Origin of the sequence: Nocardioides alkalitolerans DSM 16699 (genome assembly GCF_000426525.1) — a bacterium.
GTDB classification, from domain to species: Bacteria; Actinomycetota; Actinomycetes; order Propionibacteriales; family Nocardioidaceae; genus Nocardioides; species Nocardioides alkalitolerans.
The window spans coordinates 288,358-314,346 of sequence record NZ_AUFN01000011.1; the positions used below are offsets into that span (position 1 = coordinate 288,358).

Here is a 25,989-nt window from a genome sequence, read left to right on the forward strand (position 1 = left end):
GTGTTGCGGCTCGGGGACGGTGGTGGGTCAGGCCTTGCCGGCGTTCTTGCCGTAGCGCGCGAGCACGGCGGACTCGACGAGCTGGGCGACGAGGTAGAGCACGACCGAGGCGACCGTCACGATGACGACCAGCGACCAGGTCTCGTTGATGCGGCCGTTGCGGGACGCCGAGACGATCGCGGACCCCATGCCCTTGCCGGTGGCGAGCCACTCCGCGAGCAGGGCGCCGGTGATGGCGCCGGGCACGGAGATGCGGATCGCCGCGAACAGCGAGGGCAGGGCCGAGGGGAACGCGGCCTTGCGCAGGACGGCGCCCTCGGACCCGCCGTACACGGTGACGACGTCACGCATCTGGGGCGAGACCGACCGGAGCCCGAAGACCGTGGTGACCAGCGCCGGGAAGAGCACGACGACACCGCTGATGATCGCCACCGTGAGGGCGCCGCGACCGGCCAGCAGGATGATGATCGGCGCGAGGGCGACGAGCGGCACCGAGCGGAAGACCATCGCGACCGGCATGACGGCGCTCTCGACGGCCTTGAACCGCACGATGAGCATCGCGAACCCGATGGCGGCGAGCATGCCGACGACGAAGCCGATGGTGGCGTCCTCGAGCGTCTGGGCGAGCAGGCCGCCCATGCCCTCGCGGTTCTCGGCGGCGTCGGGGTCGCTCACGAGGTAGGCCCACACGTCGGCGGGGCCCTTGCCGACGAACTCGTCGACGTCCCAGATGGCCAGTCCGGCCACCCAGAGCCCGAGCACGACTGCGAGCACCAGCACCATCGTGAGGGTCGTCGTGGCGAGCGAGCGGAGGATCGCGAGACCGGTGCGCGCCTTGACGGGCTTCTCGCCGGTGGTGAGGGTCGAGCTCATGCCTGCGCTCCCTTCGACCACGGGCTGACGACCCGGCTGATGATCCCGAAGAGCGCGAACCCGGCGCCGGCGACGGCCGCGCAGAGCAGCCCCGTGGCCCAGGCGCGCTCGACGTTGAGGTTCTGCTGCGCGGTGACGAGCACGCGCGCGACGCCGGGGCGCAGGCCGCCGGTGTACTCGCCGAGGATGGCGCCGAGGAAGGCCGCCGGGGCGGCGATCTGCAGGGCGTTGAGCACGGACGGGAGGGCGGAGACCAGCTGCACCTTGCGCAGCTGGGCGAGCCGGCCCCCGCCGTACACGCTGACGACGTCGAGGCTCGTACGCTCCGCCGACCGCAGGCCCAGCACCGTGCCGATGACGGTGGTGAAGAAGACCGACAGCGTGGCCAGCGCGACCGCGGTGCCGGAGGCGGCGCCGTCGTCGGGGATGCCGATGATGATGTAGAGCACCGGCGCGATGGCGACGATCGGGATGCAGTAGCTGATGACGGCCACCTGCATGATCACCGCCTCGAGCTGCGGCACGAGCAGGACGAGCGAGGCCAGCGCGATCGCCGCCACGTTGCCGTAGAGGAACCCGAGCACGGCCTCGTTGATCGTCATGGAGAAGTTCGGCCAGTAGTAGGCCCAGCCGTCGTCGAGGATCGAGGAGACGACGCCGCCCGGGGTGGGCACGCGGGCCTCGCGCAGCAGGGTGACGGAGAGCAGCCACCAGGCGAGCACGACGACGACCACGCCGGCGGCCCCCATGGCCGGCGCGCGGAGACGTTCGGAGGTCAGCACGCGCTCACTCCGCAGCCGGGTCGCCGAAGAGCAGGTCGCTCGCCCGGTCGTGGAGGGCGTGGAACTCGGGCGTCCGCATGATCTCGGGCAGGCGGGGCCGCGGGAGGTCGACGTCGATGACCTCTTTGATCCGACCCGGGCGCGCGCTCATCACGGCGACCTGGTCGGAGAGGAAGATCGCCTCGGAGATGCCGTGCGTGACCATGAGGGTCGTCGCGGGCTTCTCGGTCCAGATGCGCAGCAGCTCGACGTTCAGCCGCTGGCGGGTCATGTCGTCGAGGGCGCCGAAGGGCTCGTCCAGCAGCAGCACCGACGGCTTCACGACGAGCGAGCGGGCGATCGACACCCGCTGCCGCATGCCGCCCGAGAGCTGGGCGGGCTTGGCCTTCTCGAAGCCGGTGAGACCCACGAGGGCGATGAGCTCGGCGATGAGGCTCTCGTCGGGCTTCACGCCGGAGACCTCGAACGGCAGCCGGATGTTGGCCATCACCGAGCGCCACGGCAGCAGCGCCGAGTCCTGGAACGCGATGCCGAGCTCGTGGTCGCGACGCAGCTCGAGCGGCGTCTTGCCCTCGACGAGCGCCGTGCCCGAGGTCGGCTTCTCGAGGCCGGCCAGGATGCGCAGGATGGTGGACTTGCCGCAGCCCGAGGGGCCGAGCAGGGAGAGGAAGCTGCCCTTCTCCGTGAAGAGGGTGGCGTCGTCGAGCGCCGTGACGCTCTTGCGCCCCATCCGGAAGGTCTTGGACAGGTTCTCGATCCGGACGCCGGTGCCCGAGGTGCGGGCCTCGGCGGCGCCGGGGTTCTTCAGCGTGGTGGACACGGTCTCTCCCTGCTCGGCTTCGGTCATGCGGGGTGGTGCGGGTGTCGCGGGTGGTGCGGGGTCGAGCGGGTCAGGAGGTCGGGAGCTCGATGTCGTCGGGCAGCTCGGCGAGCTCCGGCTCCTCCTCGAGCAGCTCCGTGAGCAGCGAGAGGTCGAAGAGGTCGTCGGCCTCGATGTCGACGCCGGCGGCCGCCAGCGTCGCGAGGTTCTCCTCGATGAGCGTGTCGCTGATGGTGAACAGCCCGTTGCTCTCGACGTCGGGGGTGACGATCAGGCCGGCCTGGATGCGGGCCTGCTCGAGCTCCTTGTCCATGGAGAGGTCGAGGTCGGCGCCGTACTCCTCGACGGCCAGGCGGGCGGCCTCGTCGGGGTCGGCGAGGGCGTCCTTCCAGCCGAGGATCTCGGCGCGGAGGAAGTCCTTGATCATCTCCGGGTTCTCCTCGATGGTGCGCTCGTTGACGATCACCGACTCGGCGACGAACGGCAGGCCGTTGTCGGCGAAGGGCAGGTTCGCGACGTCGTAGCCGTCGAACTCGACCGTGATCGACTCGTTCGTCAGGTAGGCGAGGAACCCGTCGACCTCGCCGTCGATGAGCGGCGACGGGTCGTACTCGACCGGCACCTTCGTGACGTCGGCCGGGTCGATGCCGTTGACCTCGAGCAGCGCGTCGAACAGCGTCTCGTTGCCGCCGGCCTGGACGCCGATGGTCTTGCCGACCAGGTCCTCGGGCGTGAGGATGTTGCCGCCGTCGGCGAGCGAGAGGATCGTGAACGGGTTCTTCTGGAACTTGGTGCCGACGATCTTCAGCGGCGCGTCCTCGGAGTCGATGAGCTGCGCGGTGGCGATCGCGTTCGAGAGCCCGAAGTCGGCCTCGCCGGACGCCACGAGGGTCTCGATCGCGCCGGGGCCGGGGTTGAGGGTGACGTCGCCGAAGCCGGCGTCGGTGTAGTAGCCGTTCGTGTCGGCGAAGAACTCGCCGGCGAACTCGGCGTTCTTGATCCACGACAGCTGCACGGTGACGTCGCCGTAGCCCTCGCCGTCGCTGGCTTCGTCGTCGGACCCGCCGCAGCCGCTGAGGACGAGGGCGGCAGCCGCAAGGACGGCACCGGATCGGACGATCCGGCCGTCGCGGCGCAGGGACAGCTTCATGTGGTTCTCCTCGATGAGGGGTGACGGATCGCGCGCGTCTCTGCGCGGGTTTCCCCGAGTACGCCGGAAGGCTAGGAAGCGCCGGTAACACGAACGGGCGGTTGGCGTTTCAGCGCTGTTACGTTCGTTTCAGGTTGTGCTCAGGGTGCGTACGGCGGGCGCGGTCGAGCGCGCCACCGGCCCGGATCGCGGCGATCCGGGCCGGTGGGCGTCGTACGAGCTGGGCGGTGGGCGATTCGCCGCCGTCCGTGCTCGTGGACGGCTGGCCGTCAGCTCGCGTCCGCGCAGCCCGAGGTGCAGAGGGTGGGCGTCGGCGGTACGGCGGGGACTGCGGCGCTCTCCGACTGGCCGGGCTTCTCCGGCCGGCCCGGCTCGGGCCGCTCGATCCGCCGCGACACGAGCGCGAGCCCGAGGGCGACGACGGCCAGGCCGACCGAGGCCCAGGCCGGCGCGAGGTAGCCGGCGCCGGAGGCGATGACGGCGCCGCCGACAGCCGGGCCCACCGCGTTGCCCACGTTGAACGCCGAGACGTTGACGGCCGAGGCGAGGGTCGGGGCGTCACCCGCCAGCCCCAGCACGCGCGCGTTGATCGCCGACGCGATCGAGAAGGCGGCCACCCCGAAGACGAAGACGGCCGGCACGAGGGCGCCCGGCAGCGGCGCGAGGGCGACGAGCAGCACCAGGGAGCCGGCCAGCGCCACGAGCGAGACCAGCACGTTGCCCATGAGGTCGCGGTCGGCGTACCGGCCGCCGAGGACCACCCCCACGACCGAACCGACCCCGAAGGCCAGCAGCACGCCCGGCACGGCGGACTCGGAGAGCCCGGCCACGTCGGTGACGACGGGCGCGAGGTAGGAGAAGGTGCAGAACACCGTGGCCTGGAAGGCCGCCGTGGTGCCGAGCGCCACCCACAGCGGCAGGCGGCGGAAGGTGCGCAGCTCGCGGCGCAGCACCGCGCCGTACGGGGTCGTGTCGACGTCGCGGGCGCGCGTCTCGGGGACGAGCCACGCCGTCGCCACCGCGGCGACGAGGGTCAGCGCCCCGACGGCGACGAACGTCAGCCGCCAGCCGCCGGCGCTGCCGACCAGGGTGCCGAGCGGTACGCCGGCGACGTTGGCGACCGTCAGCCCGCCGACCACGACCGCCATGGCGCGGGCGGTGGCGCCGGCCGGGGAGAGCGCCAGTGCCGTCACGGCGGCCACGGCCCAGTACGTCGCGCAGGCCACGGCCGCGACCACCCGGCTGACCATCAGCAGGACGTAGTCGTCGGCGACGGCGCCCGCGAGGTGGGCGACGGCGAAGACCAGCGCGGCGGCCACGAGCGTCGTACGACGCGGCAGGCGCAACGTCAGCAGTGCCATCACGGGGGCGCCGACCAGCATGCCGATCGCGAACCCGCTGATCAGGCCGCCCGCCGTGGGCAGGCCGACGCCGAGGTCGCGGGCGAGGTCGGGGAGGAGCCCGGCCAGCATGAACTCCGACGTGCCGAGGCAGAAGATCGTGGCCCCGAGCACGTAGACGGCCAGGGGCAGCCGGGCGGGAGCGGGTGCGGTCATGGCGGGTCCTCCGAGATGATGGATGGTTCTGTCCAGAACAGGGGCGGGGTCGAGGACGGGTCGGGGTGGTCGGGTGGGTCAGTCGCGCGGGGCGAGCAGGTCGAGCAGGGTCTCGACACATCGGTCGACGTCGGCGCGGTCGTGGTGGATGCGCGAGCGCACCTGGAGGCCGTCGAGCATCGCGTGCACGACCCAGGCGAGCTCGGTCGCAGGCCGGCTCGCGTCGAGGGTGCCGTCGCGCTGGCCGCGGGCGACGATCTCGGCGATCGTCGCGGAGAAGCCCTGCGCGTTGCGCTCGAGCCGCTCGGTCACGTCACCGCCGGTGGGTCCCGTCTCGAGCGACGCCGTGATGCCCAGGCAGGCGCGTCGCTCGGCCTCGGCCCACTGGTGGTCGAGCACGGTGCGGGCGAAGGTCCGGAGCAGGTCGGCGCCGGGCAGGTCCAGCTCGAGCAGGGCACCCTGCTCGGCCGCCTTGCGGTCGGAGTAGCGCTTCAGCACCAGCGCGTAGACCTCCCGCTTTGTGCCGAACGCGTTGTAGAGGCTGCTGCGCGAGAGGCCGGAGAGCCGACAGAGGTCGTCGGTCGACGTCGTCGCGAAGGAGTGGTCCCAGAAGCTCTCGACGAGCACGTCGAGGGCGGTGTCGGTGTCGAACGCACGAGGTCGGGCCACGACGACGACCGTACGAGATCTGAACTGGTCTGTCCAGAACCTCCGGGGTCAGTACCGCGTGCGGTCGACCTTCGCGACCCAGGCGTCGAAGGGCGCCGTGGCGTCGGCGGGGCGCAGCCCGACGACGGGGGTGGTCCAGGTGTCGCGGGGCGCGGCGAGCACGTCGTAGAAGGCGCGGTCGTCGAACCCGCCGTTCGCGGCGTCGTCGCGGTCGGCGGCGAAGACGACGCGGTCGAGGCGGGCCCACAGCGACGCCGAGACGCAGAGCGGGCAGGGCTCGCACGAGGTGAAGAGCTCGCAGCCGGCGAGCGAGAAGTCGCCCACCACCTGGCACGCCGCCCGGATCGCCTGCACCTCCGCGTGCGCGGTGGGGTCGAGCAGGGGCGTCACGCGGTTCTGCCCGGTCGCGACGAGCTCGCCGTCCCGCACGATCACGGCGCCGAAGGGGCCGCCCCCGTCGGCGACGTTCGCCACCGCCAGCTCGATGGCCTGGGCCAGCCACTGCGCGTCAGTCGTGGTCGTCTGCATCGTGGTTCTCGTCCTTCTCGTCAACGGGGAGCTCGCCGGGGTGACCCGGGGCGAGCGCAGGGGGGAGCGGCTGACCGACGCCGGTGTCGGTGCGCGCGAGCCGCCACACGCGGTCGCGGCTCAGGGGGATCTCGTGGGGTCGCACGCCGAGCGCGTCGCGCACGGCGTTGGCGAGGGCGGGGGCGACGGGGTTGTACGGCGCCTCGCTCATCGACTTCGCGCCGGCGGGGCCGAGCGTGTCGTAGGTGTCGGCGAACAGCACCCGGGTGGGCGGCACGTCGGCCATCTGGGGCACGCGGTAGTCGCGGAACGCCGCCGTCGACAGCACGCCGTCGGTGAGCACCAGCTCCTCGTAGAGCGCGCCGCCGATGGCCTGCGCGACCCCGCCCTCGACCTGGCCCCGCAGCTGCTCGGGGTTGAGCACGACGGCGGCGTCGACGGCCTGGACCGAGTCGAGGATCCGCACCTCTCCCGTGCTGCGGTCGACCGCGACCCGGAAGGCGTGCACGTTGAACGCCACCGAGCGGGGCGACCCGTCGCTGCTCGCTCGGGCCGTGACGGGCGACTCCAGCACCGACGGGTCGCCGCCGACCGCGTCGAGCCGGGCCCGCAGGTCGGCGGCCGCACGGGCCACGGCGGCCCCCGCGACGACCGATCCCGTCGAGCCGTAGGCCCCGGTGTCGTAGCCGGCGGTCGCCGTGTCGGAGGCCCGCAGCCGCACCCGCTCCGGCGCCACGCCGAGCGCGTCGGCGGCGAGCTGGGTGTGCACGGTGGCGGTGCCGTTGCCGAACTCGGCGGTGCCGACGTCGATCGTGACCTGCCCGTCGGGCGCCATGGTCACGGCCGCCTCGCTGTGGTGGCCCCGGGGCGGGATCGTCGCGATCATCGCGGCCGCGACCCCCTCGCCGAGCACCCAGTCGGAGGTGGCGCTCGGGGCGGGTACGGCGGCCGCCCCGCGCCCGTCGGCGAGCGCGGCGTCGACGAGGTCGAGGCACTGGTCGAGGCCGTAGCTGCCGAAGACGAGGTCGGTGTCGGGGGCGCCGTTCACGACGAACTCGTCGCCCGGGACGACGACGTTGCGGCGCCGTACCTCGGTCGCGCTCAGCCCGACCTCGCGGGCCAGCTCGTCCATCGCCGACTCGATGGCGAAGATGATCTGGCCCAGCCCGTAGCCCCGGAACGCCCCGGAGGGGACGTTGTTCGTGTAGACCGCCTCGGCGTCGACCCGCTTGTTGGCGCAGCGGTAGAGCGCGACCGACTCGTGGCAGCCGTGGAACATCACGCCGGGGGCGTGGTTGCCGTAGGCGCCGGTGTCGGAGAGCACGTCGACGGCCATCGCGGTGAGCACGCCGTCGGCGTCCGCGCCCAGGCGCACCCGCACCCGCATCGGGTGGCGGCACGGCAGCATCGTGAACTGCTGGGCGCGGGTGAGCTCGAGCTGGACCGGGGCGCCGAGCCGCAGCGTGGCGATCGCGACGAGGTCCTCGACCAGCAGCTCCTGCTTGCCGCCGAAGCCGCCGCCGACCCGCGCGGCGACCACCCGGACCGTCGCGGGGTCGCGCTCGAGGAGGCGCGCCAGCTCGTCGCGGATGAGGAACGGCACCTGCGTGCTCGTGCGCACGACGAGCGTGCCGTCGGGGTCCACCCAGGCACGGGCGCCGTGCGTCTCGAGCTGGGCGTGGGTGACGCGGGCGGTGCGCCACGTGCCCCCGACGGTGTGGACGGCCGCGGCCAGGCCGGCGTCGACGTCCCCGACCTCGCCGTGGCTCTGCGCCACCACGTTGCGGGCGGGCTCGCTGATGCGCGACTCCGGCCCCTTGTCGCCGTGCAGCAGCGGTGCCCCCGGCGTGCGCGCGGCCTCCGGGTCGAAGACGGCCGGCAGCGGCGCGTAGACGACGTCGACCAGCGTGGCGGCGTGGGCGGCGGTCTGCGGGGAGTCGGCCACGACCGCGGCGACGCGCTGCCCGACGTACCGGACGACGTCGTCGAGCATGCGGGTGTCGTCGGGGTCGTCGAGGCGGCTCTGGTGGCGGCCGGTCGAGAAGAGCGTGCCGGGCACGTCGTGGTGGGTGAGCACGAGGCGCACGCCGGGCAGGGCCTCCGCCCGGCTCGTGTCGATCGAGACGATGCGCGCGTGGGCCTCGGTGCTCTGCACGACGCTCATGTGCAGCACGCCGGTGGTCGGCAGGTCGAGCGTGAACGGCTCGCACCCGGAGACGATGCGCGGCCCGGCGGGTGCTCCCAGCGATCGGCCGACGCCTCCGTGACCCGCACACCCGGGGCCGTCCGGAGCGACGTTGGAGCGCCCCGCGAGGGCGTCGCGGATCGAGCGGTAGCCGGTGCAGCGGCAGAGGTTGCCCTTGAAGAGCCGGGCCACGTCGGCCTCGCGCGCGGGGTCGTCGGCGCCGGGCACGACCCCGTCGGCGTCGGCGAGCGCGGCGGCGGTCACGACGTACCCCGCCGTGCAGAAGCCGCACTGGAAGCCGCCCGCCGCGACGAAGCCCCGCTGCACCGGGTGGAGGTGCTCCGGCGTGCCGAGGCCGGCGACGGTGGTGACCGTGCGGCCCTCGGCGCGGTGCACGGGCGTGAGGCAGGAGTGGGTCGGGGTGCCGTCGAGCAGCACGGTGCAGGCGCCGCAGTCGCCGGCGTCGCAGCCCTTCTTCACGTCGAGCCGGCCGGCGTCGCGCAGGAACGTGCGCAGGCACTGCCCCGGGTGGGTGCCGATCTCCGCCGGGTCGACCGGGGTGCCGTTGACCTCGATCACGCGGCCGCCCCCGGACCGGAGACCCCGGCGCCGCCGGCGAGCTCCGCCAGCACCTCCGCCGCGAGCACCGGCGTCACGCCGGCCCGCCAGTCGGCGGGGCCGTGCGGGTCGTCGTACCAGCAGTCGATCGCCGCCACCGCGGCGGCGAGCTCGACGGGCGTGGGCAGCGCGGGGAACCGCAGCGGCACCGGACGACGCGTGGCCGCGGTGACGACGACGGTGCAGGCGCCGGGCGTCGGGCCGTCGACGTCGAGCCGGCCGACGACGACCGCGGACGAGCGGCCGATCGGCGAGAGCGCGACCTTGCGGAAGGCGTAGCGGGCGGTGAGCGCGGCGGCGGGCACGTCGAGGGCGCGCACCACCTCGTCGGTACGGCGGTCCGTGCGCTCCGCGTCGACCACGAGGTCGGTCACGGCCACGCGACGCTCGCCGTCGGGGCCCCACAGCTCGGCCGTGGCGCCGAGCGCGGAGGTCAGCGAGATCATCGCGCCGGCCGGCAGCCCCAGGCACACGTTGCCGCCGACGGTCGCGACCTCCCACACCTTGAACGACATCAGGAAGGCCTCGGCGCAGTCGCGCACGAGGGCGGCGGCCGACGTACGACGCGGGTCGGCGCCCGGCCACCCGGCGGCCGCGGCGACGAGCTGTGCCACGGTGCAGGTGCCCGCGATCCGGAGCCCGCCGTCACCCTCCGGCGCGGCGAGCGGCTCGGTCGGGGCCCAGCCGAGGCCGGTGAGGTCGACGAGGCCGCGCAGCCCGGGCTGCGGCGTGGAGTAGAGCCACGACCCGCCGCCGAGGAAGGCCTCGCCGGGGGCGAGGCGCAGGTCGTCGCGGGTGCGGGCGACCCGGACGCCGGTGAGCTCGACGAGGTCCATCACTCGATCTCTCGGAGGCGGTGGTAGCGGCCGCTGATCGACGTCACGCGCTCGCGCCCGGCCGGGCCGAGCGCGGCGAGCACGCCGTCGGCCAGCACGGCGACGACGCTCATGGCGGCGGCGTAGGAGTCGAACGCGAGGTCGGTCGCGACGGGGCACTCGAGCCACACGTGCGGGGCGCCCAGCTGGCGGGCGTGGTCGACGGCGCTCGGGTCGGCGAGCAGCACGACGGTGGCACCGGTGCGCACCGCCTCGGCGAGGAAGCCGCCCAGGCCGTGCGGCCGGCGACGGAACCCGATGACGACGACGGCGTCGCCCGCCCCGACGTCGGCGAGCTCCTCGCCCATCACCTGCCCGGGCAGCGGGCCGAGCCGGACGTCGGGCCGGGCCTGCGCGAGCTGCTGGCGCAGGTGGAGCGCGACGGCGTGGCTGTTGCGCCAGCCGACGACGTGCACGTGGCGCGCCGCGACGAGGGCCGAGACCGCCCGCGCGATGCTCGGCTGCGCCAGCACGGCGGCGATGGTCGCGGCCTCGGCCCGGGCGTACGCCGGAAGGCTCGCCGGCGCCTCCAGCTGGCGCGGCTCGCCCACGGCGCGCAGGGCGCGGAGGTGGTCGCGGACCTCGTCGAAGTCGGCGTACCCCAGGCTGCGGAAGAGCCGGCTCATCGTCGCCTTCGAGACGCCGGCGAGCTCGGCCAGCTCGGCGGCGCGGTAGGTGGCGAGGTCCTCGAGGTGCTCGAGCAGCGTGTCGGCGGCCCGACGCTCCTGGGGCGAGAGGTCGGCGCGCCGGGTGGCGATGCGCTCGTCGATGCGCACGGCGGTGGTGCCGGCCATGGCGGTGGCGGACCCGGTGGCGGTCCCGGCAGTGGGTGGCGTGCTCGTGGTGGTCATCGGCCCAGTCCTGGTGTCGGGGGTGGGACGGCGGCGGTGCCGCCGGCGTCGTGGGCCGTCGCGACCGCGAGCACGGCCGCCTCGAACGCGTCGATGCCCCGGGCGACGTCGACCTCGCGCACGTCCTCGCCCGGGTGGTGGCTGATGCCGTCGTGGCAGCGCAGGAAGAGCATCCCGATGTCGGCGACGGCCGCGACGGCCATCGCGTCGTGGCCCGCGCGGCTCCACAGCGCCATCGGGTCGGCGTCGCCGGTGCTGCGGATGCCGTCGACGACGGCCTGCTGGAGCCAGCCCGCGCAGGGGGCGGCGGGCGCCGCGTGGGTCTCGGTGACCTCGAGCCGCAGGCCGCGCGCCTCGCAGGCGGCGGCGACCTCGGCGTGCAGCCGCTCCCACGCGCGGTCGCGGTCCTCGTCGAGCGGGGCGCGCAGGTCGAGGCTGAAGTCGGCCCGGCCGGCGATCACGTTGACGGCGCCGGGGTGCACCTCGATCTGACCGACGGTGGCGATGACACCGAGCGCGCGGCCGAGCCGCTCGATCGTCGTGATGGCCTCGCCGGCGCCGACGAGGGCGTCGCGGCGGCGCTCGTACGGCGTGCCGCCCGCGTGCCGGGCCTCGCCGAGCACCGTGAGGCGGAAGCGGCGGGCGCCCGCGATGGTCGTGACGTAGCCGAGCGAGACGTCGGCGGCCTCGAGGTAGGGGCCCTGCTCGATGTGGGCCTCGAGGTAGCCGACGAGGCTCCCGGGGGCGCGGGCCGCGTCGCGGGCGCGCTCGGGGTCGAGGCCGAAGTCGAGGAAGGCCTGCCGCAGCGGGACGCCGTCGGCGTCGGCGAGCTGCCACCAGGCGTCGTCCCAGAGACCGGCCAGCGCCTTGCTGCCCATGAGGGCCGTGCCGAAGCGGGTGCCCTCCTCGTCGGAGAACGCGACCAGCTCGAGCGCGAAGGGCAGCTCGGCGACCCGGTCGCCGAGCCGCTGCGCCACGGCGATCGCCATGACGACGCCGAGCATCCCGTCGTACGACCCGGCGTCGGGCACCGTGTCGACGTGCGAGCCCAGCAGGAGCGCGGGCAGGCCCGGCTCACGGCCCTCGCGTCGTCCGCACATGTTGCCGGCGGCGTCGCGCCACGTGGTTAGCCCGGCCTGCTCCATCCAGGCGCGCACCGCCTCGTTGGCGGCGGCGTGCTCGGGGGAGAGGTGCACGCGCTCGAGGTGGTCGGGCGAGGAGGTGAAGCGGTCGAGCTCGGTGCAGCGGGCGAGCACGCCCGGGGCGGTGGTCGGGTCGGTGGTCGGGTCGGTGGTGGGGTCGCTGGTCGCGTCGGTGGTGGTCGCGTCGGTGCTCATGCGTCGGCCTCGCTCGCGTCGTACACCTCGCGCGCGGCCCCGACCCCGCCACCGCCGGTGACGCGGGCGCCGTACGCGCGGAGCACCTGCTCGAGGGCGGCGAGGGTGAGGAGCACGGCGTCGCGGCGGGCGTTGTAGCCCATCGTGCCGATGCGCCAGACCTTGCCGTGCAGCGGACCGAAGGAGGTGCCGATCTCGATGCCGAAGTCGGTGAGCATCGCGCCGCGGGCGGCGTCGCCGGGCACGCCGTCGGGGATGTGGACGGCCACCACGTTGTGCATCTTGTGGTCGACGTCGCCGAAGACCTCGAGCCCGAGGCCGCGGACACCGGCCAGCATCGCCGCCCCGTGCAGGCGGTGGCGCTCGACGGCCCGGCCCACGCCCTCCTCGACGAGCAGGCGGGCGCACTCGCGGGCGCCGTACAGCATGCTCGTCGCCTCGGTGTGGTGGTTGAGGCGGCGGGGGCCCCAGTAGTCCATGACCTGCGCGAGGTCGAAGTAGTTGGAGCGGATGCGCAGGCCGCCCTCGCGCGCCTCGTCGGCGGCCTCGCGGATGCCCGCCTCGACGTGCCGGCGGCCGTCGATGACCTCGACGGCCCGCGGCGCGATCGTGATGGGGGCGCTGCCCGACGGCCCGCCGAGGCACTTCTGCAGGCCGGCCGTGACGACGTCGACGCCCCACGCGTCGGTGAGGAACTCGTTGCCGGCGAGCGAGGCCGTGGCGTCGCAGTAGAGGAGCGCGTCGTGGCGCCGGCAGATCTCGCCGAGGTCGGCCAGCGGCTGGCACATCGTGGTGGCGGTGTCGCCCTGCACGACCGCGACGACCTTGGGCCGGACCGCGGCGACGGCCTCCTCCAGCTGCTCCGGCGTGAAGACGGTGCCCCAGTCGGTGGAGATCGTGTGCACCTCGGCGCCGCAGCGCTCGGCGATCTCGGTGAGCAGGTGGCCGAAGCGCCCGAAGACCGGCACGAGCACCCGGTCGCCGGGCTCGAGCAGGCTCACCAGCGCGGCCTCGATGCCCGCGCGGGAGGTGCCGTCGACGAGGAACGTCTGCTCGTTCGTCGTCACGAACACGTCGCGGTAGAGCGCCATGACCTCGTTCATGTACGACGTCATCGCGGGGTCGTACTGACCCACCAGCGGCGCGCTCATCGCCCGCAGCACGCGGGGGTCGGCGTTGACGGGTCCGGGACCCATCAGCAGGCGCGGCGGGGGGTGGATCTGGGCAGCGGCCGAGACGGACATGGGGGCAGCCTATGAAACATCCGTTTCTGGGGTGTTTCGCGACGCGCCCGCGGTGTTTCCGTTTCCGGCGCGGTGACGGGCCCTACCTCCCGAAACTCGGGTACGACGCCGCGCCGCGCGTGCGTCGGCGTCCCCGACACGGTGGACTGGACCCGTGACCGGCACGGGGCCGGTCCGAGGAGAGGGGCGTGACGTGGGGACCTGGGGCGAGGGACTGTTCGAGAACGACTCGGCCGCGGACATCGTGATGGAGCTCGCGGAAGCGGACACCGGGGAGGTCGAGGGGATGCTCGCCGCCTTCCTCGCGGAGGCCGAGGGCGGCTACGACTCCGACCTCGCCGACGCGGCAGCCGCTGCCGCGCTGGTCTTCTTCGCGATCGACCGCACGGGGATCGAGGCGCACGAGCCCTACCTCGACCCGGCCGACTGGCCCCGGCCCGACTGGCGTCCGTCGCCCGCCCTCGTCCGGCAGGCCCGCGACGCCTCGGCGGCGCTGGTCGACCGCGAGGGCGAGGAGTTCCTGCCGCCGGCCGCCCGCGCGCAGCTGCGCGACCTGGCCGCGCGGGGCTGACGCGTGCCGGGGGACGCCCGCCACGACCTCGTCGTCGTCGGCGCCGGCATCGTGGGGCTCGCGGTGGCCCGCGAGGCGCTGCTGCGCCGGCCCGGTGCGTCGGTGGTGGTCGTCGACAAGGAGGACCGGGTCGCGGCCCACCAGACCGGTCACAACTCCGGGGTGGTGCACGGCGGCATCTACTACGAGCCCGGGTCGCTGAAGGCCCGGCTCTGCGTCGAGGGCGCCCGGCTGATGTACGACTACTGCGAGGAGCACGGCATCCCGCACGAGCGCTGCGGCAAGCTCGTCGTGGCGGTGGCCGACGACGAGCTCGGACGCCTCGACGCCCTCGAGCTGCGCGGCCGCGCGAACGGCGTACCGGGGCTGCGGCGGGTCGGGGCCGACGAGATCCGCGAGGTCGAGCCGAACGCCACCGGCCTGGCGGCGCTGCACGCGCCGAACACCGGCATCGTCGACTACGGCGCGGTGGCCCGGGCGATCGCGGCCGAGGTCGAGCGTCTCGGCGGCGAGGTGCGCCTCGGTGTCGAGGTCGGTGGCATCGTCGCCGAGCCCGGCGGCGACGGCGCCCGCGTGGACGTGACCGGGGTCGGGACCGGCGGCCCGTCGGTGCTCGCCGCCCGACGCGTCGTGGTCTGCGCGGGGCTGTGGGCCGACCGCCTCGCCCGGGGAGCCGGCGCGCCCGCCGACCCGCGCATCGTGCCGTTCCGCGGCGCCTACCTCGCGCTGCGCCGTACGGCGGAGCCCGTCGTCCGCGGGATGGTCTACCCGGTGCCGGACCCCGACCTGCCGTTCCTCGGCGTGCACGTCACGAAGCACGTCGACGGCGGCGTCACCCTGGGCCCGACCGCCATGCTGGTGCCGGCCCGGGACGCCTACCGGCTGCGGACCCTGCGCGGGCGCGACGCCTGGGAGACCGCGACCTGGCCCGGCACCTGGCGGGTCGCCCGACGGTTCTGGCGCACCGGCGCCACCGAGCTGCGGATGGCGGCGAGCCGGCGGGCGTTCGTCGAGGCCGCCGCGCGCTACGTGCCGTCGCTGACGCTCGACGACCTCGACGGCACCACCCACGCCGGCGTCCGCGCCCAGGCGGTCGCGCGGGACGGTTCCCTCGTCGACGACTTCGTCATCTCCACGACCGGCGGCGTCGTCAGCCACCTCCGCAACGCCCCGTCGCCGGCGGCGACCAGCTCGTTCGCCCTCGCCCGCGAGCTGGCCGACCGGGTCGGGCTCTGAGCGCGGCTCCGAGACCGGGAATGCGTCCCGCGCCGCGGCGGTTGCCACCGACGTGACCGGAGCCTGGATCCTGCTCGCCGCCGTCGTGCTCGCCGTGGCCGGCGGGCTGTGGCGCGCCCGCACCGACGGCCGCTTCCGGACGAACGGTCGTACGGCGCCGGCGGCCGCCGTACCGGACGAGGCCGCCGCACCGGCGGAGCCCAGCGCTCCCGCCCAGCCCACCGCCTGGGAGCGCGCCGCCGCCTCGGGCGTCGAGGCCGAGCCGGGGGAGCGCGTGACGCTGCTGCAGTTCTCGTCGGCCTTCTGCGCCCCCTGCCGGGCGACCCGCCGCGTGCTCGGCGAGGTGGCCGAGGTCGTGCCGGGCGTGGCGCACGTGGAGGTCGACGCCGAGCACCACCTCGAGCTGACGCGCGAGCTGAACATCCTGCGCACACCCACCACGATCGTGCTCGACGCGGCCGGCCGCGAGGTCACGCGCGCCACGGGGGCGCCCACGAAGCAGCAGGTGCTCGCGGGCATCGACGCGGCGATCTGAGCGACTGGATCCTGCCCGGGCCCGGAGGCCTCAGCCGCGCAGCAGCTGCCGGCCCCAGTCGTGGTCGGGGCGGTCGACGTCGATCGCGTTGCCGCGCACGACGGTGCGGACGACGCGCCCGTCGTACGTGAGGCCGTCGTACGCCGAGATGGGGTTCTTGTGGGCGAGGTTCGTCGCCTCGACCCGGAACGGCGCGGCGGTGTCGTAGACGGCGAGGTCGGCGTCGGCGCCCACCTCGATCCGGCCCTTCGCGGTGAGGCCGACGAGGTCGGCGGTGTGGCGCGACATCCAGCGGCTCACCTGGGCGAGCGGGATGCCGCGGCTGCGCGCCTCGGACGCCATGGCCGCGAACCCGACCTGGAGGCCGGAGACCCCGCCCCACGCCTGCTGCAGGTCCCCGCCGCCACGGTGCTTCTCCTCGGCGGTCGCGGGCGAGTGGTCGGAGACGACGCAGTCGATGACGCCCTCGCGCAGCGCGGCCCACAGCTCCTCGCGGTTGCCGGCGTCGCGGATCGGCGGGCAGCACTTGAACTGCGGCGAGGCGTCGGGGATGGTCTCGGCCGCGAAGGTCAGGTAGTGCGGGCAGGTCTCGACCGTGACGCGCAGGCCCTCGGCCTTGGCGTCGGCGAGCATGTCGAGCGCGCGGGCGCTGGAGAGGTGCAGCACGTGCACCCGCGCCCCGGTCTCGCGGGCGCCGTCGAGCACCTGGCGGATCGCCTGGGTCTCCGCGGCGGGCGGGCGGGAGACCACGAAGTCGGCGTACGCCCGGCTCGGCGGCGAGGGCGCCGCCTCGAGCACGGTCGCGTCCTCGGCGTGCACGATCATCAGCCCGTCGAAGCGGGCGATCTCGCGGAGCGCGAGCAGGAACTCGTCGGGCGCCAGGGGTGGGAACTCGTCGACGCCGCTGGGGGCGAGGAAGCACTTGAACCCGAACACGCCGGTGCGCCAGAGCGGCTCGAGGTCGGCCACGTTGCCGGGCACGGCGCCGCCCCAGAAGCCGACGTCCACCATCAGCTGACCGAGCGCCGCCGACTGCTTGACCTGCAGGTGCTCGACGGTGGTGGTGGGCGGGATCGAGTTGAGCGGCATGTCGACGAGCGTGGTGGCGCCGCCGAGGGCGGCCGCCTCCGTCGCGGAGAGGAACCCCTCCCACTCGGTGCGGCCGGGCTCGTTGACGTGCACGTGGGTGTCGACGACGCCGGGAACGACGTACGCCGAGTCGGGTGCCTGCACCACGACGCCCTCGGTCGGGTGCTCGTAGGGCTCGATCGCCGCGATCCGCTCGTCGCGCACGACGAGGGTGGCGGGCACGACCTCGTCGCCGACGAGCACGTGCCGGGCCCGCAGCGCGTCGATCCTCACGCGAAGCCCGGCACGGTCGCCCAGGCCTGGGGCGCGGCCGGCGCTCCCTCGCGCTCGATGGTGGCCTGGATGAGGCCGTAGGGCCGGTCGGCCGCGAAGAAGACCTCGCCCGGGTTGTCGAGCCCGAACGGCGCCAGGTCGACGAGGAAGTGGTGCTTGTTGGGGCACGACAGCTTGACCTCGGCCACCGCGTCGTACTGCTCGAGCACGGCCTTGCCCATGGCGAAGAGCGTCTGCTGCAGCGCGAGCGAGTGCACGTCGGCGAACGTCGCGAGCATCGTGTCGCGGATGCCGGTGTAGAGGGCGTCGAAGTCGAGCGCGGCGAGCTCGGCCGCGTCGGTCGAGGCGTAGCGCCACCCGGCGGTCACCGAGGTCGCCATGATGCGGTCGTCGGTCTCGCCGAGCGTCGTGTAGCGGTCGCGGGGGAAGCCGTGGAACTCCGACCCGGTCGACTTCAGCACCGTGCAGTCCTTGAGGCCCGAGACGACCCAGGTGGTGTCGCCGTCCTTCTGGACGACGGTCGTGCGCACCTCCTGGCCCGTGCGCACGAAGGAGTGGTCGTGGGGGCGGCCGTCGACCGCGATGCGCTCCCACGAGAACTGCTCGGCCTCCCAGCGGCCGCCGTCGACCCACTCGAAGCCGTCGACGAAGTGCGCGCCCAGCGTCATCAGGAAGGTCTCGGGGTCGGCGATCCCGTGCTCGCGGGCGAAGGCGTAGACGGTGTTCTTCTGCGTGTCGGTGGCGACCACCTGGCTGTTGTCGCCGTCGGTGTGGCAGGCGGCGAAGTCGCCGCGCAGCTGGGCGGTGACGTTGAGGTCGGTGAGGCGGTGCACGGGGGTGTCGCGGTCGACGCGCACGAGCCGGCACTCGGCCTTCCCGTACTGGTTCGCCCCCAGGATGATGTCGCCAGCAGCCATGTCAGCTTCCCTTGTAGGTCGTGTAGGAGAACGGGCTCAGGAGCAGCGCCACGTGCACGTGCGGGCCGCTGATCTCGGCGGCCACCTGCACGTGGGGGAAGAAGGTCTCGCGCGCCGCGGCCGCGAACCACGAGCCGGTCGCGAACGTCACGAGGTACGTCGCGGGGGCGAGGTCGGCGGGCAGCCCCCCGGCCTCCAGCGGCGCGTCCCAGCGGATCCGGCCGTCGTCGTCGGTGCGGGCCGTCGCGAGGGTGTCGCCGTCGGCGGTGGAGAGGAACACCTCGAGACCGGCCGCGGGCACGCCGAGGGCGGCGTCGAGCACGTGGGTGGAGCAGGTGGTCACGAGAAGAGGCCTTCCAGCCGGAGGTGGGCGATCTGGGTGAGCTGGTCGGCGACCTCGAGGGCCTCGGCGTCCGGGTCGTTGTCGAGTCGGCGCACGAGCTCGTCGAGGATCTCCTTGCGGCTGCGCCCGGCAGCGCGGATGAGGAAGACCCGGTCGTGGCGCGCCTCGTAGGCCGCGTTGCCCGTCGCGATGGCCTCCTCGAGGCCGGGGTCGCGCGGGCCGCCGATGGCCGCCTGCTCCCGCCGGCTCAGCGCCGCCTCGGCGCCGTCGCCCTGCGGTCGCTCGCCGATGCGCGGGTGGTGGGCCAGGGCGGCGTCGACGTCGGCCGGGCTCCAGCGGGCCGCCTCGGCCGCGGCGTACGACGTCAGCGCCTCGACGTCGGTGTAGGGCCGGCCCGCGACCAGCGCGTCCAGCCACCAGTCGATGCCGGCGACGGGTCGCAGCAGCTCCCGTGCCGCCGTCGCCCCGAGTGCGTTGAACTCCTCGATCTCCACTGCTCTCCCTCCGCCGACGACCACCGTAGGGACGCCGTGTTTCGCGGGACGGCGCCCGCGTTTCGCGACTGTAACGAACGTTTCGGCCCGGGCTCGGCAGCGTCGGCCGGGCTCGCGTCAGAGCAGCGAGGTGAGTGTCCCGGCGAGGGCGAGCAGGTCGCGGTCGCGCCCGGGGGCGGCGACGAGGCAGACCCCGCAGGGCAGCCCGTCGGCCGTGCGGAGCGGCACGTTCACCGCCGGCAGGCCGCCGATGCCCGCGATGCTCGTGAGCTCCAGCATGGTGTCGCGCAGCTGCTGGTCGGCCTGGCCGGGGTACGGCGCGACGCTCGGCGTCGTGGGCAGCAGCAGGATCCGGTCGGCCACCCGGTGACGGACGTCGAGCCGGATGCCGGTGAGCGACTCGGCGGCCCGGGCCACGTCGGCGGCGGGCTGGCGCGCGGCGGCCTCGAAGCGTCCGCGCACCGCGGGCGTGAGGGTGCTCGGCCGCGACGCGACCCAGCTGGCGTGCTGGCGCCACGCCTCGCTCGACTGCACGGTGACGAAGGCCTGCCGCCACTCGGCGAGCTCGCGCGTGCCGAACGGCTCGCGGATGACCGTGCCCCAGGAGCGGGCGAACGCCTCGACCGCGGCCCGGACGTCCGGGGTCGCGAGGGCCAGGAGGTCCGTCGCGAGCACGACGTCGCTGCTGGCCGGCGGGGGAGAGGGCGGCAGGAGCACGTCGCCGACCCGGGCCAGCAGCCCGGGGTCGCGGGTCATCCAGCCGACCGCGTCGAAGGTGGGTGCGAGAGCGAGGAGGCTGTCGCGCGGCACGGCGTTGCGCGACGTACGGATGCCCCAGAGGCCCTGCCACGACGAGGGCACCCGGATCGAGCCGCCCGTGTCGGTGCCGAGCCCGATGCTGACCTGGCCGAGGCTGGTGGCGGTCGCGGAGCCGGACGACGAGCCGCCCGGCAGGCGGCGCGGGGCGTGCGGGTTCGGCGGGGCGCCGTAGTGCTCGTTGTCGCCGAACAGGCTCCACGCGAACTCGTCGGTGCGGGCGATGCCGGTGACGTCGGCGCCGGCGTCGAGCAGCCGACCGACCACGCGCGCGTGGCGGGTCTCGGGCGGGGCCGCGGCCAGGTACGACGGGTTGCCCGCCCCGATGCGGTGACCGGCGACGGCGTAGAGGTCCTTGACGGCCACGGTCTCCCCGGCGAGCGGACCGTCCTCGAAGCCCGCGACCAGCGGGTCGCCGGCGACGCGCCAGATGCGGGTGTCGAGGGCCGGGGCGCTGACGGCGACGTGGGCGGCGGTGACGACCCACCCGCCGGCCCGGCGCTGCCACAGCTGGGTCTGCTGGCCGCGTCCGCCGCGGGTCAGCTCGGTGACGGCCATGACCAGGGCGTTGTCGTCGTCGACCACCTGCACCTGCGTCTCCACGACGGTGCGGCGCGGGGCACCGCCCCGGCCGCCGCGGAAGGCGCTGATCGCGTCGTGGCCGACGAGCATCCCGGCCGCGTCGGTGCGCAGGGTGCCGGGGCCGGGGGCGAAGAGCCGGTCGAGCGCCTCCAGGTCGTCGGTCATGAGCGCGTGCTCGTAGGCCCAGAAGGCGTCCATCAGACCGGCGGGCAGGCCGTCGGGGAGGGGCTCGGTGGCGGCCACGGGGATGCTCACCTGCGCATCATCGCCTGCCGGGCAGTCCGCGGTCGTTCAGATGGGCGAAGTCGGACGTGCGGATCCGCGCGTGCACGCCCTTCACCACGTCGACCACCTGGCTGATGTCGAAGTCGGTGGCGGCGGAGAGGTAGGCGTAGGCCATCGCCGGCTCCATCCCGTAGCGGGCGCCGAGCAGCCCGATCGCGGCGCGCACGCAGTTCTGGGTGGCGACGTCGAGGTCCGGGTCCATGCCGGTGGGCACCAGGTGCTCGGTCGTGGCGGCCAGCGGCCCGGCGAGCTCGCCGAAGTGGGCGACCGCCTCCTCGTGCGCGACGACGTCGAGGCGCACGGTGGCGCGCAGGCTGGCCTCCATCGCCGTCAGCGCCACCTCGCCGTCGCCCTGCGCGAAGTGCGGGTCGCCGACGTACGCGAGCGCTCCGTCCACCTGCACCGGGAGGTAGAGCGTGGCCCCGACCGTCAGCAGGTTGATGTCGATGTTGCCGCCGTGCGGCCCGGGCGGCACCGAGTGCGGACGTTCCCCGCCCGCCACCGCGACGCCCATGATCCCGAGGAACGGGGCGAGCGGGAACCTCGCCCGGGGCGCGTCCGGGTCGTCGTACCCCGCCACGGTGAGCGGCAGCTCGCCGTACGATGCCCGCCCCCGCCCGCGGGGGTCCTCGTGCTCCGTGAGCGCGGCGAAGGCGGAGAAGACCGGGGCGTCGTCGAGGGGGTACTCGCCGGGCAGCGCGCCCTTCGCGTGCCGGTTGGAGACGACGCCGTACGGCACCCGCGGCAGCGTCTCGAGCACCGTGATCGCGAGCAGGTCGCCCGCCCGCGCGCCGCGCACCGCGATCGGACCCGTCACCACGTGCGGCCCGTCCACCCCGAACGTGCGCGGGTGGTCGGACGCCGCCAGCGCGACCGCGTCGGCGAGCACGCCCTCGGGCGCGACGCCGTACCGGCCGAAGAAGCGACGGGGGTCGCGGCCCTGGTCCTCGAGGACGCCCTCGTGGCTCAGCGTGTCGACGGTGACCTCGGTGCCCGCGTCGACCGTGAGCACCGGGGAGTCCGTGCCGCAGGGCAGGCGGCCCCAGAGCACGTGGTCGGGCGTCGACGGCAGGTACGTCGCGGCGCGCACCGGGCCCGTGCCGGCGTCGAGCGGGGCGGTCGGGGCGGGGAAGTGGCCGGGCATGGCCGGGAGCGTACGGAACCGGTGTTTCAGGGGTGTTCCGAGGCGTTTCGTGGCGGGCTCGGCGCGGAAACCGCGGTGCGGCGGAGGTCCTCCGACCGTAGCCTCGACGGATGGCGCTCCTGTCCTTCCAGCTGGTCGCCGACGAGGGGGACCACCGGGTCCAGGTGCTCGTCGGGGGTCGCCCCCTGCCCGAGATCGCCGGTGGCACCGTCGCCAGCTGGTGGACCGGACCGACCGTCTCCGAGATCGGCTCCTCCTCGCGCCACTTCCTGGACCGGCCCGCCTTCGACTTCGCCGCCACCACCACCGGTGACCCCGACGACGCACCCGGCGTCGAGGACCTCGTGGTCGAGTTCGCACCGCTCGGCGGGACCGTGCTCGCCGGCACCGGCGTGGCCACCTGCTCCTGCGGCGGGTTCGGCTGCAGCTCCGTCTTCGTCGACGTCGTCCTCCTGCCCTGGGCCGTGCGGTGGGAACGGTTCTACGACGGCACCGGCACCACCCTCGAGCGCCTCGGACCCTTCGAGGTCCGCCGCGGCGCCTACGAGCGGGCCCTCGCGGACCTCGACCGCCAGATCGCCGAGCGGCCCGTGCCGTACGGCGAGCCCCGGCGCGAGCGGTGGTGAGGGCGCGGGCGGCGGTGGCAGCGTGAGCTGGTGGGGAGGGCTCAGCACTGGGTCGAAACTCTTGGTGGGTGGGGTGCGAGCGCAGCCGGCTCGATGGGTGAGGGGCGAGTGCAGCGCGTCCGGTGGGTGAGGAGCGAGCGCAGCATGTCTCGGTGGGTGAGGAGCGAGCGCAGCGAGCGTCTCGAAGCCACGCGCGCCCCCGGGGCATGACGGCACACCCCAGTGACGGGTGTCGCTGAGGTGTGCGGTCAGACGGGCAGGTTCAAGCGGGCAGAGGGATCGTGCCGTGGGGGTCGACGAGGTACTGCTGGTCGTGGGGGCTCGTCCAGACGAAGGATCCGTCGGGCAGGCGGCGGTAGCGCCACCGTCTCTCGGGTCCTGCACCGGTCAGCGATGGGTGGGTCTTCACGCGGTGATGTCGCCGGCAGAGCGGGGCGAGGTTGGTCGTGGAGGTCTGACCCGGTGGCCCGCCGTCATCTGCTCGGACGTACTCATCGACGTGGTCGAGGTCGCAACCCCGCGCGGGCCTCGTGCAGTGCGGGAACACGCAGGCGGGTCGGGTGAGGCGGACGCGTTCGGCGATCCGGTCGGGGATCTCGTAGGCGTCGACCGCGATCTGGTCGCGCAGGTCGATCACCGGCTTCACGACGACCTGGGTGGAGGTTGCGCGGCACCATTCGCGGACCTGCTCGGCGAGCACGAAGCTGCGGGTCTTCTCGACCCGTGCGAGATCGACGCCGCCGCAGGCGTTGGGGTCCAGGTCGGTGAGCGCGGTCTCGGAGAGGTGGACGTGGAGCACGACCTGACGCGCCTTCGATCGCGTCGCGGCCGGCGGGGTGTCGCTGCCGGTCTGGTTGCTGGCCTCGCCCGTCGTGGTCCGCACAGCGTCGGCGTTGTCGCAGCCGCTGAGGTCGAGCGTGGTCTGACGCCGCGCGATCTCACCGACCGCGGATGATCGCCGTGCGTCGAGGGAGTCCAGCGACCCCGCGAGCGCGAGGTCAGCGGCCACGCGGGACACGGCGTTCTCGAGGTCGAGGGCGTCGGCGAGGTCGAGGGTGCCGGACACCGGCACCACACCCCGACCCGGATCCACCTGGGCGTCGAAGTCGAAGTCGATGTCGAACCGTCGGGTGGCGTCGGAGTCGGCGCGGTCGAGCTCGGCCTTTTCGGGGTCGAACCGGGCGACCGCCTCGGCGACCAGCTTCTGCGCGGTCACCAGTCCGGTCTTGTGGGCCACGGGTGCGAGGTGACGGTCGACGAACTCCGCGCCCTCGACCGTGAGCTGGGTCGTCTCCTGCGCGATCTTCCGAGCCCTCCACACCGGCAACGCGCCGACCATGACCCGCGCCCAGAGCCTGGGGAGCCGGTGCCGCAGCTCGACCGCCTCACCGACCAGCCGGCGACCGGAGTCGGTCGACAGACCGAGGGCGGCGGCGATCTCCACGACGCAGAACTCCGACACCAACGGAGCGCCCGGCCCGCCGAGCTCCCCGAACACGTCCGCGCCCGGGAGCAGGTGCGCATCGGAGCGGAGCAGCCCAAACGGGCCGTACTGGTCGGCGACCACGCCGCCCTCGGTGTGCGCGTCGGCCCAGTCCGCGACCGCCACGAGGACCTCGACCTCCGCCGCCCGCTGACGGGCCAGAGCCGCCCGGGCACCGTCGAGCAGCACGGCCGGGAAGGCAGTGCTGCCGAGGGTGGCGGTGGGCGGGCTCATGTCCTGATTCTATTCGATCACGCGTTCGATCGCCAGGCACTGGAGGTGATCTGGGGATAACTGTTTGACCAGGTCAAGCGGCCCTTAGCTGCCGAGAGGGGCCAGTGGTTTCGAGACGGGCCTAGCGGCCCTCCTCAACCACCGGGGCACGAGCCTCGCGGCCCTCCTCAACCACCGCGGGCGCGGGCTTGGCGACCCTCCTCCACCACCGTGGGCGCGAGCCTCGCGGCCCTCCTCAACCACCGCGGGCGCGGGCTTGGCGACCCTCCTCCACCACCGTGGGCGCGAGCCTCGCGGCCCTCCTCAACCACCGCGGGCGCGGGCTTGGCGACCCTCCTCCACCACCGTGGGCGCGAGCCTCGCGGCCCTCCTCAACCACCGCGGGCGCGGGCTTGGCGACCCTCCTCCACCACCGTGGCCGTGGTTTCGAGACGCTCGCTGGCGCTCGCTCCTCAACCACCGGGAGACGCTCGCTGGCGGTCGCTCCTCCACCACCGGGGGCGCTCGCTCCACCACCACCGTTCCGCACGCGGGGCCCTCCCGCCCCGAACGGCCCCCCTCGACGACCGAAGGCACGGCCAGACGTGGTCCGGCCGGGCCTCGGAGTCGGCCAAGTCCCGGTGGGCGGCGTCCGACTCTGAAAGGCTGAACCAGCGGCGACGCCGGCAACGAGGCGCGACGTGACCGACGTACGAGGGGGACACCATGACGGGGGACGACAGCACGCAGGACGACGGCCGAGCGCCTGGTGGCGCGGGCGGCCCGCAGCCCGGCTGGTACGGCGCGGACCCCGGGGCGGAGCGCTGGTGGGACGGCACGTCCTGGACGGCGCACACCCGCCCGACCCCTGACCCGCCCGCCCCGGCCTCCGACCCGACCGCAGACCCGATGGCAGACCCGACGGCAGACCCGACGGCCGCCCCGACTTCCGGCTCCACGTGGGTCCCGGCCCCGGCTCCAGCCCCGGTCACGAACTGGAGGATCGTCGGCCCCTTGATCGGTGGGGTCGTGCTCGTGGTGGCCCTGGTCGTGACCCTGGTGGTGGTGCTGGGCGGCGGTTCCGGTCCCTCTAGCGCTCCGACCGATGCGACGGAGGACGACTTCTGCGAGGCGATGGACGAGGTCTACGGCCTCATCTTCGTGCTGGCGTTCCAGGAGGGTGACCAGGAGTGGGAGACGGGTCGCATGGTGGACGTGCTCGTCGACACCGGCACTCCCGCGGGCATCGAGGACGACGCGCGCGCGGGCTTCGAGGAGCTGGTGGCCGGCCTCGAGCTGGCGGACGGGATGACGTACGACGAGCTCGAGGAGTCAGGTGAGGGGAACGTCAGCGGGGACGGCGACGACAGCCCGGAGAGCGACGCCTTCGAGACCTACACCGAGGAGACGTGTGGCACGCCGTTCGGCACGGACTGACCGGCCCGACGACGGCAGGACCACCCGCCGAAGGCCCGTGCGTGCCCTCCTCGGCGGCACCGTCGTCGTCGCCGCCCTCGTGGTCGCCTTGGTCGTGGTGATCGGCGGTTCCCGCGCTTCGGACGCGCCGGCCGACGCCACCGCGTACGACTTCTGCCTCTCGGTCGGCGAGGTCCGGGCCCTCCTCGCCGAGGAGGGTGCGCGGGCCGAGGGCGAGCCCTGGGAGACGGACCGCATGGTCGAGGTCCTGGCCGACACCGGAGCTCCGGCGAGCATCTCGGACGACGGGCGTGCCGGGTTCGAGCAGCTCGTCGACGGCCTGGAGGACGCCGACGGCACGACCCGCGCCGAGATCGAGGAGGCAGGTGACCTCACGGGCGACCGCGGTCCGGAGGGCGACGCCTTCGACACCTACGTGGAGGAGACCTGCGGCGACCTCGGGTAGGAGCGGGCCGGC

General features: G+C 74.3%; 24 protein-coding genes and 1 pseudogene. 6 read left to right on the top strand and 19 right to left on the bottom strand.

Going from position 1 to position 25,989, the window contains the following annotated elements:
• Nucleotides 1–27 precede the first annotated feature (27 nt).
• From K329_RS25475 to K329_RS0108095, 12 genes are all read right to left on the bottom strand, one after another.
• Entirely contained in the window at nucleotides 28–873 is an 846-nt protein-coding gene (locus tag K329_RS25475) for an ABC transporter permease (RefSeq protein ID WP_043642558.1), read from the bottom strand.
• Nucleotides 870–1,655: an ABC transporter permease gene (locus K329_RS25480; RefSeq protein ID WP_245596483.1), complete on the bottom strand. Its 786-nt coding sequence runs from the start codon at nucleotides 1,653–1,655 to the stop codon at nucleotides 870–872. Before K329_RS25480 ends, K329_RS25475 begins: the two co-directional genes overlap by 4 nt.
• A gap of 4 nt (nucleotides 1,656–1,659) precedes the next feature.
• Entirely contained in the window at nucleotides 1,660–2,475 is an 816-nt protein-coding gene (locus K329_RS0108050; protein WP_052336628.1) for an ABC transporter ATP-binding protein, read from the bottom strand.
• A 70-nt stretch (nucleotides 2,476–2,545) separates the two neighbouring features.
• Nucleotides 2,546–3,625, bottom strand: a complete 1,080-nt coding sequence (locus tag K329_RS0108055; RefSeq protein WP_028472635.1) for an ABC transporter substrate-binding protein — start codon at nucleotides 3,623–3,625, stop codon at nucleotides 2,546–2,548.
• Between the two features lie 269 nt (nucleotides 3,626–3,894).
• Complete coding sequence (locus K329_RS25485) at nucleotides 3,895–5,181, bottom strand: Cmx/CmrA family chloramphenicol efflux MFS transporter (protein ID WP_157571631.1); 1,287 nt, start codon at nucleotides 5,179–5,181, stop codon at nucleotides 3,895–3,897.
• Between the two features lie 78 nt (nucleotides 5,182–5,259).
• Nucleotides 5,260–5,850, bottom strand: a complete 591-nt coding sequence (locus K329_RS0108065) for a TetR/AcrR family transcriptional regulator (protein ID WP_028472636.1) — start codon at nucleotides 5,848–5,850, stop codon at nucleotides 5,260–5,262.
• Nucleotides 5,851–5,898: 48 nt separating this feature from the next.
• Nucleotides 5,899–6,378: a nucleoside deaminase gene (locus K329_RS0108070; protein WP_028472637.1), complete on the bottom strand. Its 480-nt coding sequence runs from the start codon at nucleotides 6,376–6,378 to the stop codon at nucleotides 5,899–5,901.
• Nucleotides 6,359–9,142, bottom strand: a complete 2,784-nt coding sequence (locus K329_RS25490) for a molybdopterin-dependent oxidoreductase (protein ID WP_084541107.1) — start codon at nucleotides 9,140–9,142, stop codon at nucleotides 6,359–6,361. Before K329_RS25490 ends, K329_RS0108070 begins: the two co-directional genes overlap by 20 nt.
• Nucleotides 9,139–10,017, bottom strand: coding sequence for an FAD binding domain-containing protein (locus K329_RS0108080; protein ID WP_028472638.1), 879 nt, complete (start codon nucleotides 10,015–10,017; stop codon nucleotides 9,139–9,141). Before K329_RS0108080 ends, K329_RS25490 begins: the two co-directional genes overlap by 4 nt.
• Nucleotides 10,017–10,907: a MurR/RpiR family transcriptional regulator gene (locus K329_RS0108085; RefSeq protein ID WP_084541108.1), complete on the bottom strand. Its 891-nt coding sequence runs from the start codon at nucleotides 10,905–10,907 to the stop codon at nucleotides 10,017–10,019. Before K329_RS0108085 ends, K329_RS0108080 begins: the two co-directional genes overlap by 1 nt.
• Nucleotides 10,904–12,244: an allantoate amidohydrolase gene (locus K329_RS0108090; protein ID WP_084541109.1), complete on the bottom strand. Its 1,341-nt coding sequence runs from the start codon at nucleotides 12,242–12,244 to the stop codon at nucleotides 10,904–10,906. The genes K329_RS0108085 and K329_RS0108090 overlap by 4 nt, the downstream gene beginning before the upstream one ends.
• A complete protein-coding gene (locus K329_RS0108095) occupies nucleotides 12,241–13,488 on the bottom strand; it encodes a pyridoxal-phosphate-dependent aminotransferase family protein (RefSeq protein WP_028472641.1) in 1,248 nt (415 codons plus the stop codon). The genes K329_RS0108090 and K329_RS0108095 overlap by 4 nt, the downstream gene beginning before the upstream one ends.
• Before the next feature lie 193 nt (nucleotides 13,489–13,681).
• Here K329_RS0108095 and K329_RS25495 point away from each other — a divergent pair, with 193 nt between their 5' ends.
• The 3 genes from K329_RS25495 to K329_RS0108110 are packed head-to-tail and all read left to right on the top strand — an operon-like array spanning nucleotide 13,682 to nucleotide 15,830.
• Entirely contained in the window at nucleotides 13,682–14,059 is a 378-nt protein-coding gene (locus K329_RS25495) for a DUF4259 domain-containing protein (RefSeq protein ID WP_043642560.1), read from the top strand.
• A 3-nt stretch (nucleotides 14,060–14,062) separates the two neighbouring features.
• Nucleotides 14,063–15,295: an L-2-hydroxyglutarate oxidase gene (lhgO, locus tag K329_RS0108105; RefSeq protein WP_028472642.1), complete on the top strand. Its 1,233-nt coding sequence runs from the start codon at nucleotides 14,063–14,065 to the stop codon at nucleotides 15,293–15,295.
• Nucleotides 15,296–15,347: 52 nt separating this feature from the next.
• The gene (locus K329_RS0108110) at nucleotides 15,348–15,830 is read left to right on the top strand and encodes a thioredoxin family protein (protein ID WP_028472643.1); all 483 of its coding nucleotides are present in this window, start codon (nucleotides 15,348–15,350) and stop codon (nucleotides 15,828–15,830) included.
• 30 nt (nucleotides 15,831–15,860) lie between these two features.
• On the opposite strand, the gene allB is transcribed toward K329_RS0108110, so the two are convergent.
• The 6 genes and pseudogenes from allB to K329_RS25510 form a co-directional block, all read right to left on the bottom strand.
• Nucleotides 15,861–17,192 (bottom strand): allantoinase AllB, encoded by a 1,332-nt coding sequence (allB, locus tag K329_RS25500; RefSeq protein ID WP_043642561.1) that lies wholly within the window; start codon nucleotides 17,190–17,192, stop codon nucleotides 15,861–15,863.
• Between the two features lie 110 nt (nucleotides 17,193–17,302).
• Nucleotides 17,303–18,109: pseudogene (pucL, locus tag K329_RS0108120) on the bottom strand (factor-independent urate hydroxylase); the annotation flags it as partial.
• A 1-nt stretch (nucleotide 18,110) separates the two neighbouring features.
• Nucleotides 18,111–18,452 (bottom strand): hydroxyisourate hydrolase, encoded by a 342-nt coding sequence (gene uraH / locus K329_RS0108125; protein ID WP_028472645.1) that lies wholly within the window; start codon nucleotides 18,450–18,452, stop codon nucleotides 18,111–18,113.
• Nucleotides 18,449–18,946 carry a 2-oxo-4-hydroxy-4-carboxy-5-ureidoimidazoline decarboxylase gene (gene uraD, locus K329_RS0108130; protein ID WP_028472646.1) on the bottom strand — a complete coding sequence of 166 codons (498 nt, stop codon included), beginning with the start codon at nucleotides 18,944–18,946 and terminating at the stop codon, nucleotides 18,449–18,451. Before uraD ends, uraH begins: the two co-directional genes overlap by 4 nt.
• 117 nt (nucleotides 18,947–19,063) lie before the next feature.
• Complete coding sequence (locus K329_RS25505) at nucleotides 19,064–20,599, bottom strand: AtzH-like domain-containing protein (protein ID WP_245596486.1); 1,536 nt, start codon at nucleotides 20,597–20,599, stop codon at nucleotides 19,064–19,066.
• 7 nt (nucleotides 20,600–20,606) lie between these two features.
• Nucleotides 20,607–21,773 (bottom strand): acetamidase/formamidase family protein, encoded by a 1,167-nt coding sequence (locus tag K329_RS25510; protein WP_052336553.1) that lies wholly within the window; start codon nucleotides 21,771–21,773, stop codon nucleotides 20,607–20,609.
• A 110-nt stretch (nucleotides 21,774–21,883) separates the two neighbouring features.
• On the opposite strand from K329_RS25510, the gene K329_RS0108145 reads away from it, so the two are divergent.
• The gene (locus K329_RS0108145; RefSeq protein ID WP_028472647.1) at nucleotides 21,884–22,399 is read left to right on the top strand and encodes a hypothetical protein; all 516 of its coding nucleotides are present in this window, start codon (nucleotides 21,884–21,886) and stop codon (nucleotides 22,397–22,399) included.
• 262 nt (nucleotides 22,400–22,661) lie between these two features.
• Here the strand turns inward: K329_RS0108145 and K329_RS0108150 are convergent, their stop codons facing one another.
• The gene (locus K329_RS0108150) at nucleotides 22,662–24,116 is read right to left on the bottom strand and encodes an HNH endonuclease signature motif containing protein (RefSeq protein ID WP_028472648.1); all 1,455 of its coding nucleotides are present in this window, start codon (nucleotides 24,114–24,116) and stop codon (nucleotides 22,662–22,664) included.
• 705 nt (nucleotides 24,117–24,821) lie between these two features.
• Here K329_RS0108150 and K329_RS30785 point away from each other — a divergent pair.
• Complete coding sequence (locus K329_RS30785) at nucleotides 24,822–25,532, top strand: DUF2510 domain-containing protein (RefSeq protein ID WP_028472649.1); 711 nt, start codon at nucleotides 24,822–24,824, stop codon at nucleotides 25,530–25,532.
• A gap of 37 nt (nucleotides 25,533–25,569) precedes the next feature.
• Nucleotides 25,570–25,977: a hypothetical protein gene (locus K329_RS0108160; protein WP_028472650.1), complete on the top strand. Its 408-nt coding sequence runs from the start codon at nucleotides 25,570–25,572 to the stop codon at nucleotides 25,975–25,977.
• Nucleotides 25,978–25,989 lie beyond the last annotated feature (12 nt).

Coding starts and splice junctions, on each gene's coding strand:
- K329_RS25475 (WP_043642558.1), bottom strand. CDS start 873: ATGAGCTCGACCCTCACCACCGGCGAGAAGCCCGTCAAGGCGCGCACC.
- K329_RS0108055 (WP_028472635.1), bottom strand. CDS start 3,625: ATGAAGCTGTCCCTGCGCCGCGACGGCCGGATCGTCCGATCCGGTGCC.
- K329_RS25485 (WP_157571631.1), bottom strand. CDS start 5,181: ATGACCGCACCCGCTCCCGCCCGGCTGCCCCTGGCCGTCTACGTGCTC.
- K329_RS0108070 (WP_028472637.1), bottom strand. CDS start 6,378: ATGCAGACGACCACGACTGACGCGCAGTGGCTGGCCCAGGCCATCGAG.
- K329_RS0108080 (WP_028472638.1), bottom strand. CDS start 10,017: ATGGACCTCGTCGAGCTCACCGGCGTCCGGGTCGCCCGCACCCGCGAC.
- K329_RS0108085 (WP_084541108.1), bottom strand. CDS start 10,907: ATGACCACCACGAGCACGCCACCCACTGCCGGGACCGCCACCGGGTCC.
- K329_RS0108090 (WP_084541109.1), bottom strand. CDS start 12,244: ATGAGCACCGACGCGACCACCACCGACGCGACCAGCGACCCCACCACC.
- K329_RS0108095 (WP_028472641.1), bottom strand. CDS start 13,488: ATGTCCGTCTCGGCCGCTGCCCAGATCCACCCCCCGCCGCGCCTGCTG.
- K329_RS25510 (WP_052336553.1), bottom strand. CDS start 21,773: ATGCCCGGCCACTTCCCCGCCCCGACCGCCCCGCTCGACGCCGGCACG.
- K329_RS0108145 (WP_028472647.1), top strand. CDS start 21,884: ATGGCGCTCCTGTCCTTCCAGCTGGTCGCCGACGAGGGGGACCACCGG.
- K329_RS0108150 (WP_028472648.1), bottom strand. CDS start 24,116: ATGAGCCCGCCCACCGCCACCCTCGGCAGCACTGCCTTCCCGGCCGTG.
- K329_RS30785 (WP_028472649.1), top strand. CDS start 24,822: ATGACGGGGGACGACAGCACGCAGGACGACGGCCGAGCGCCTGGTGGC.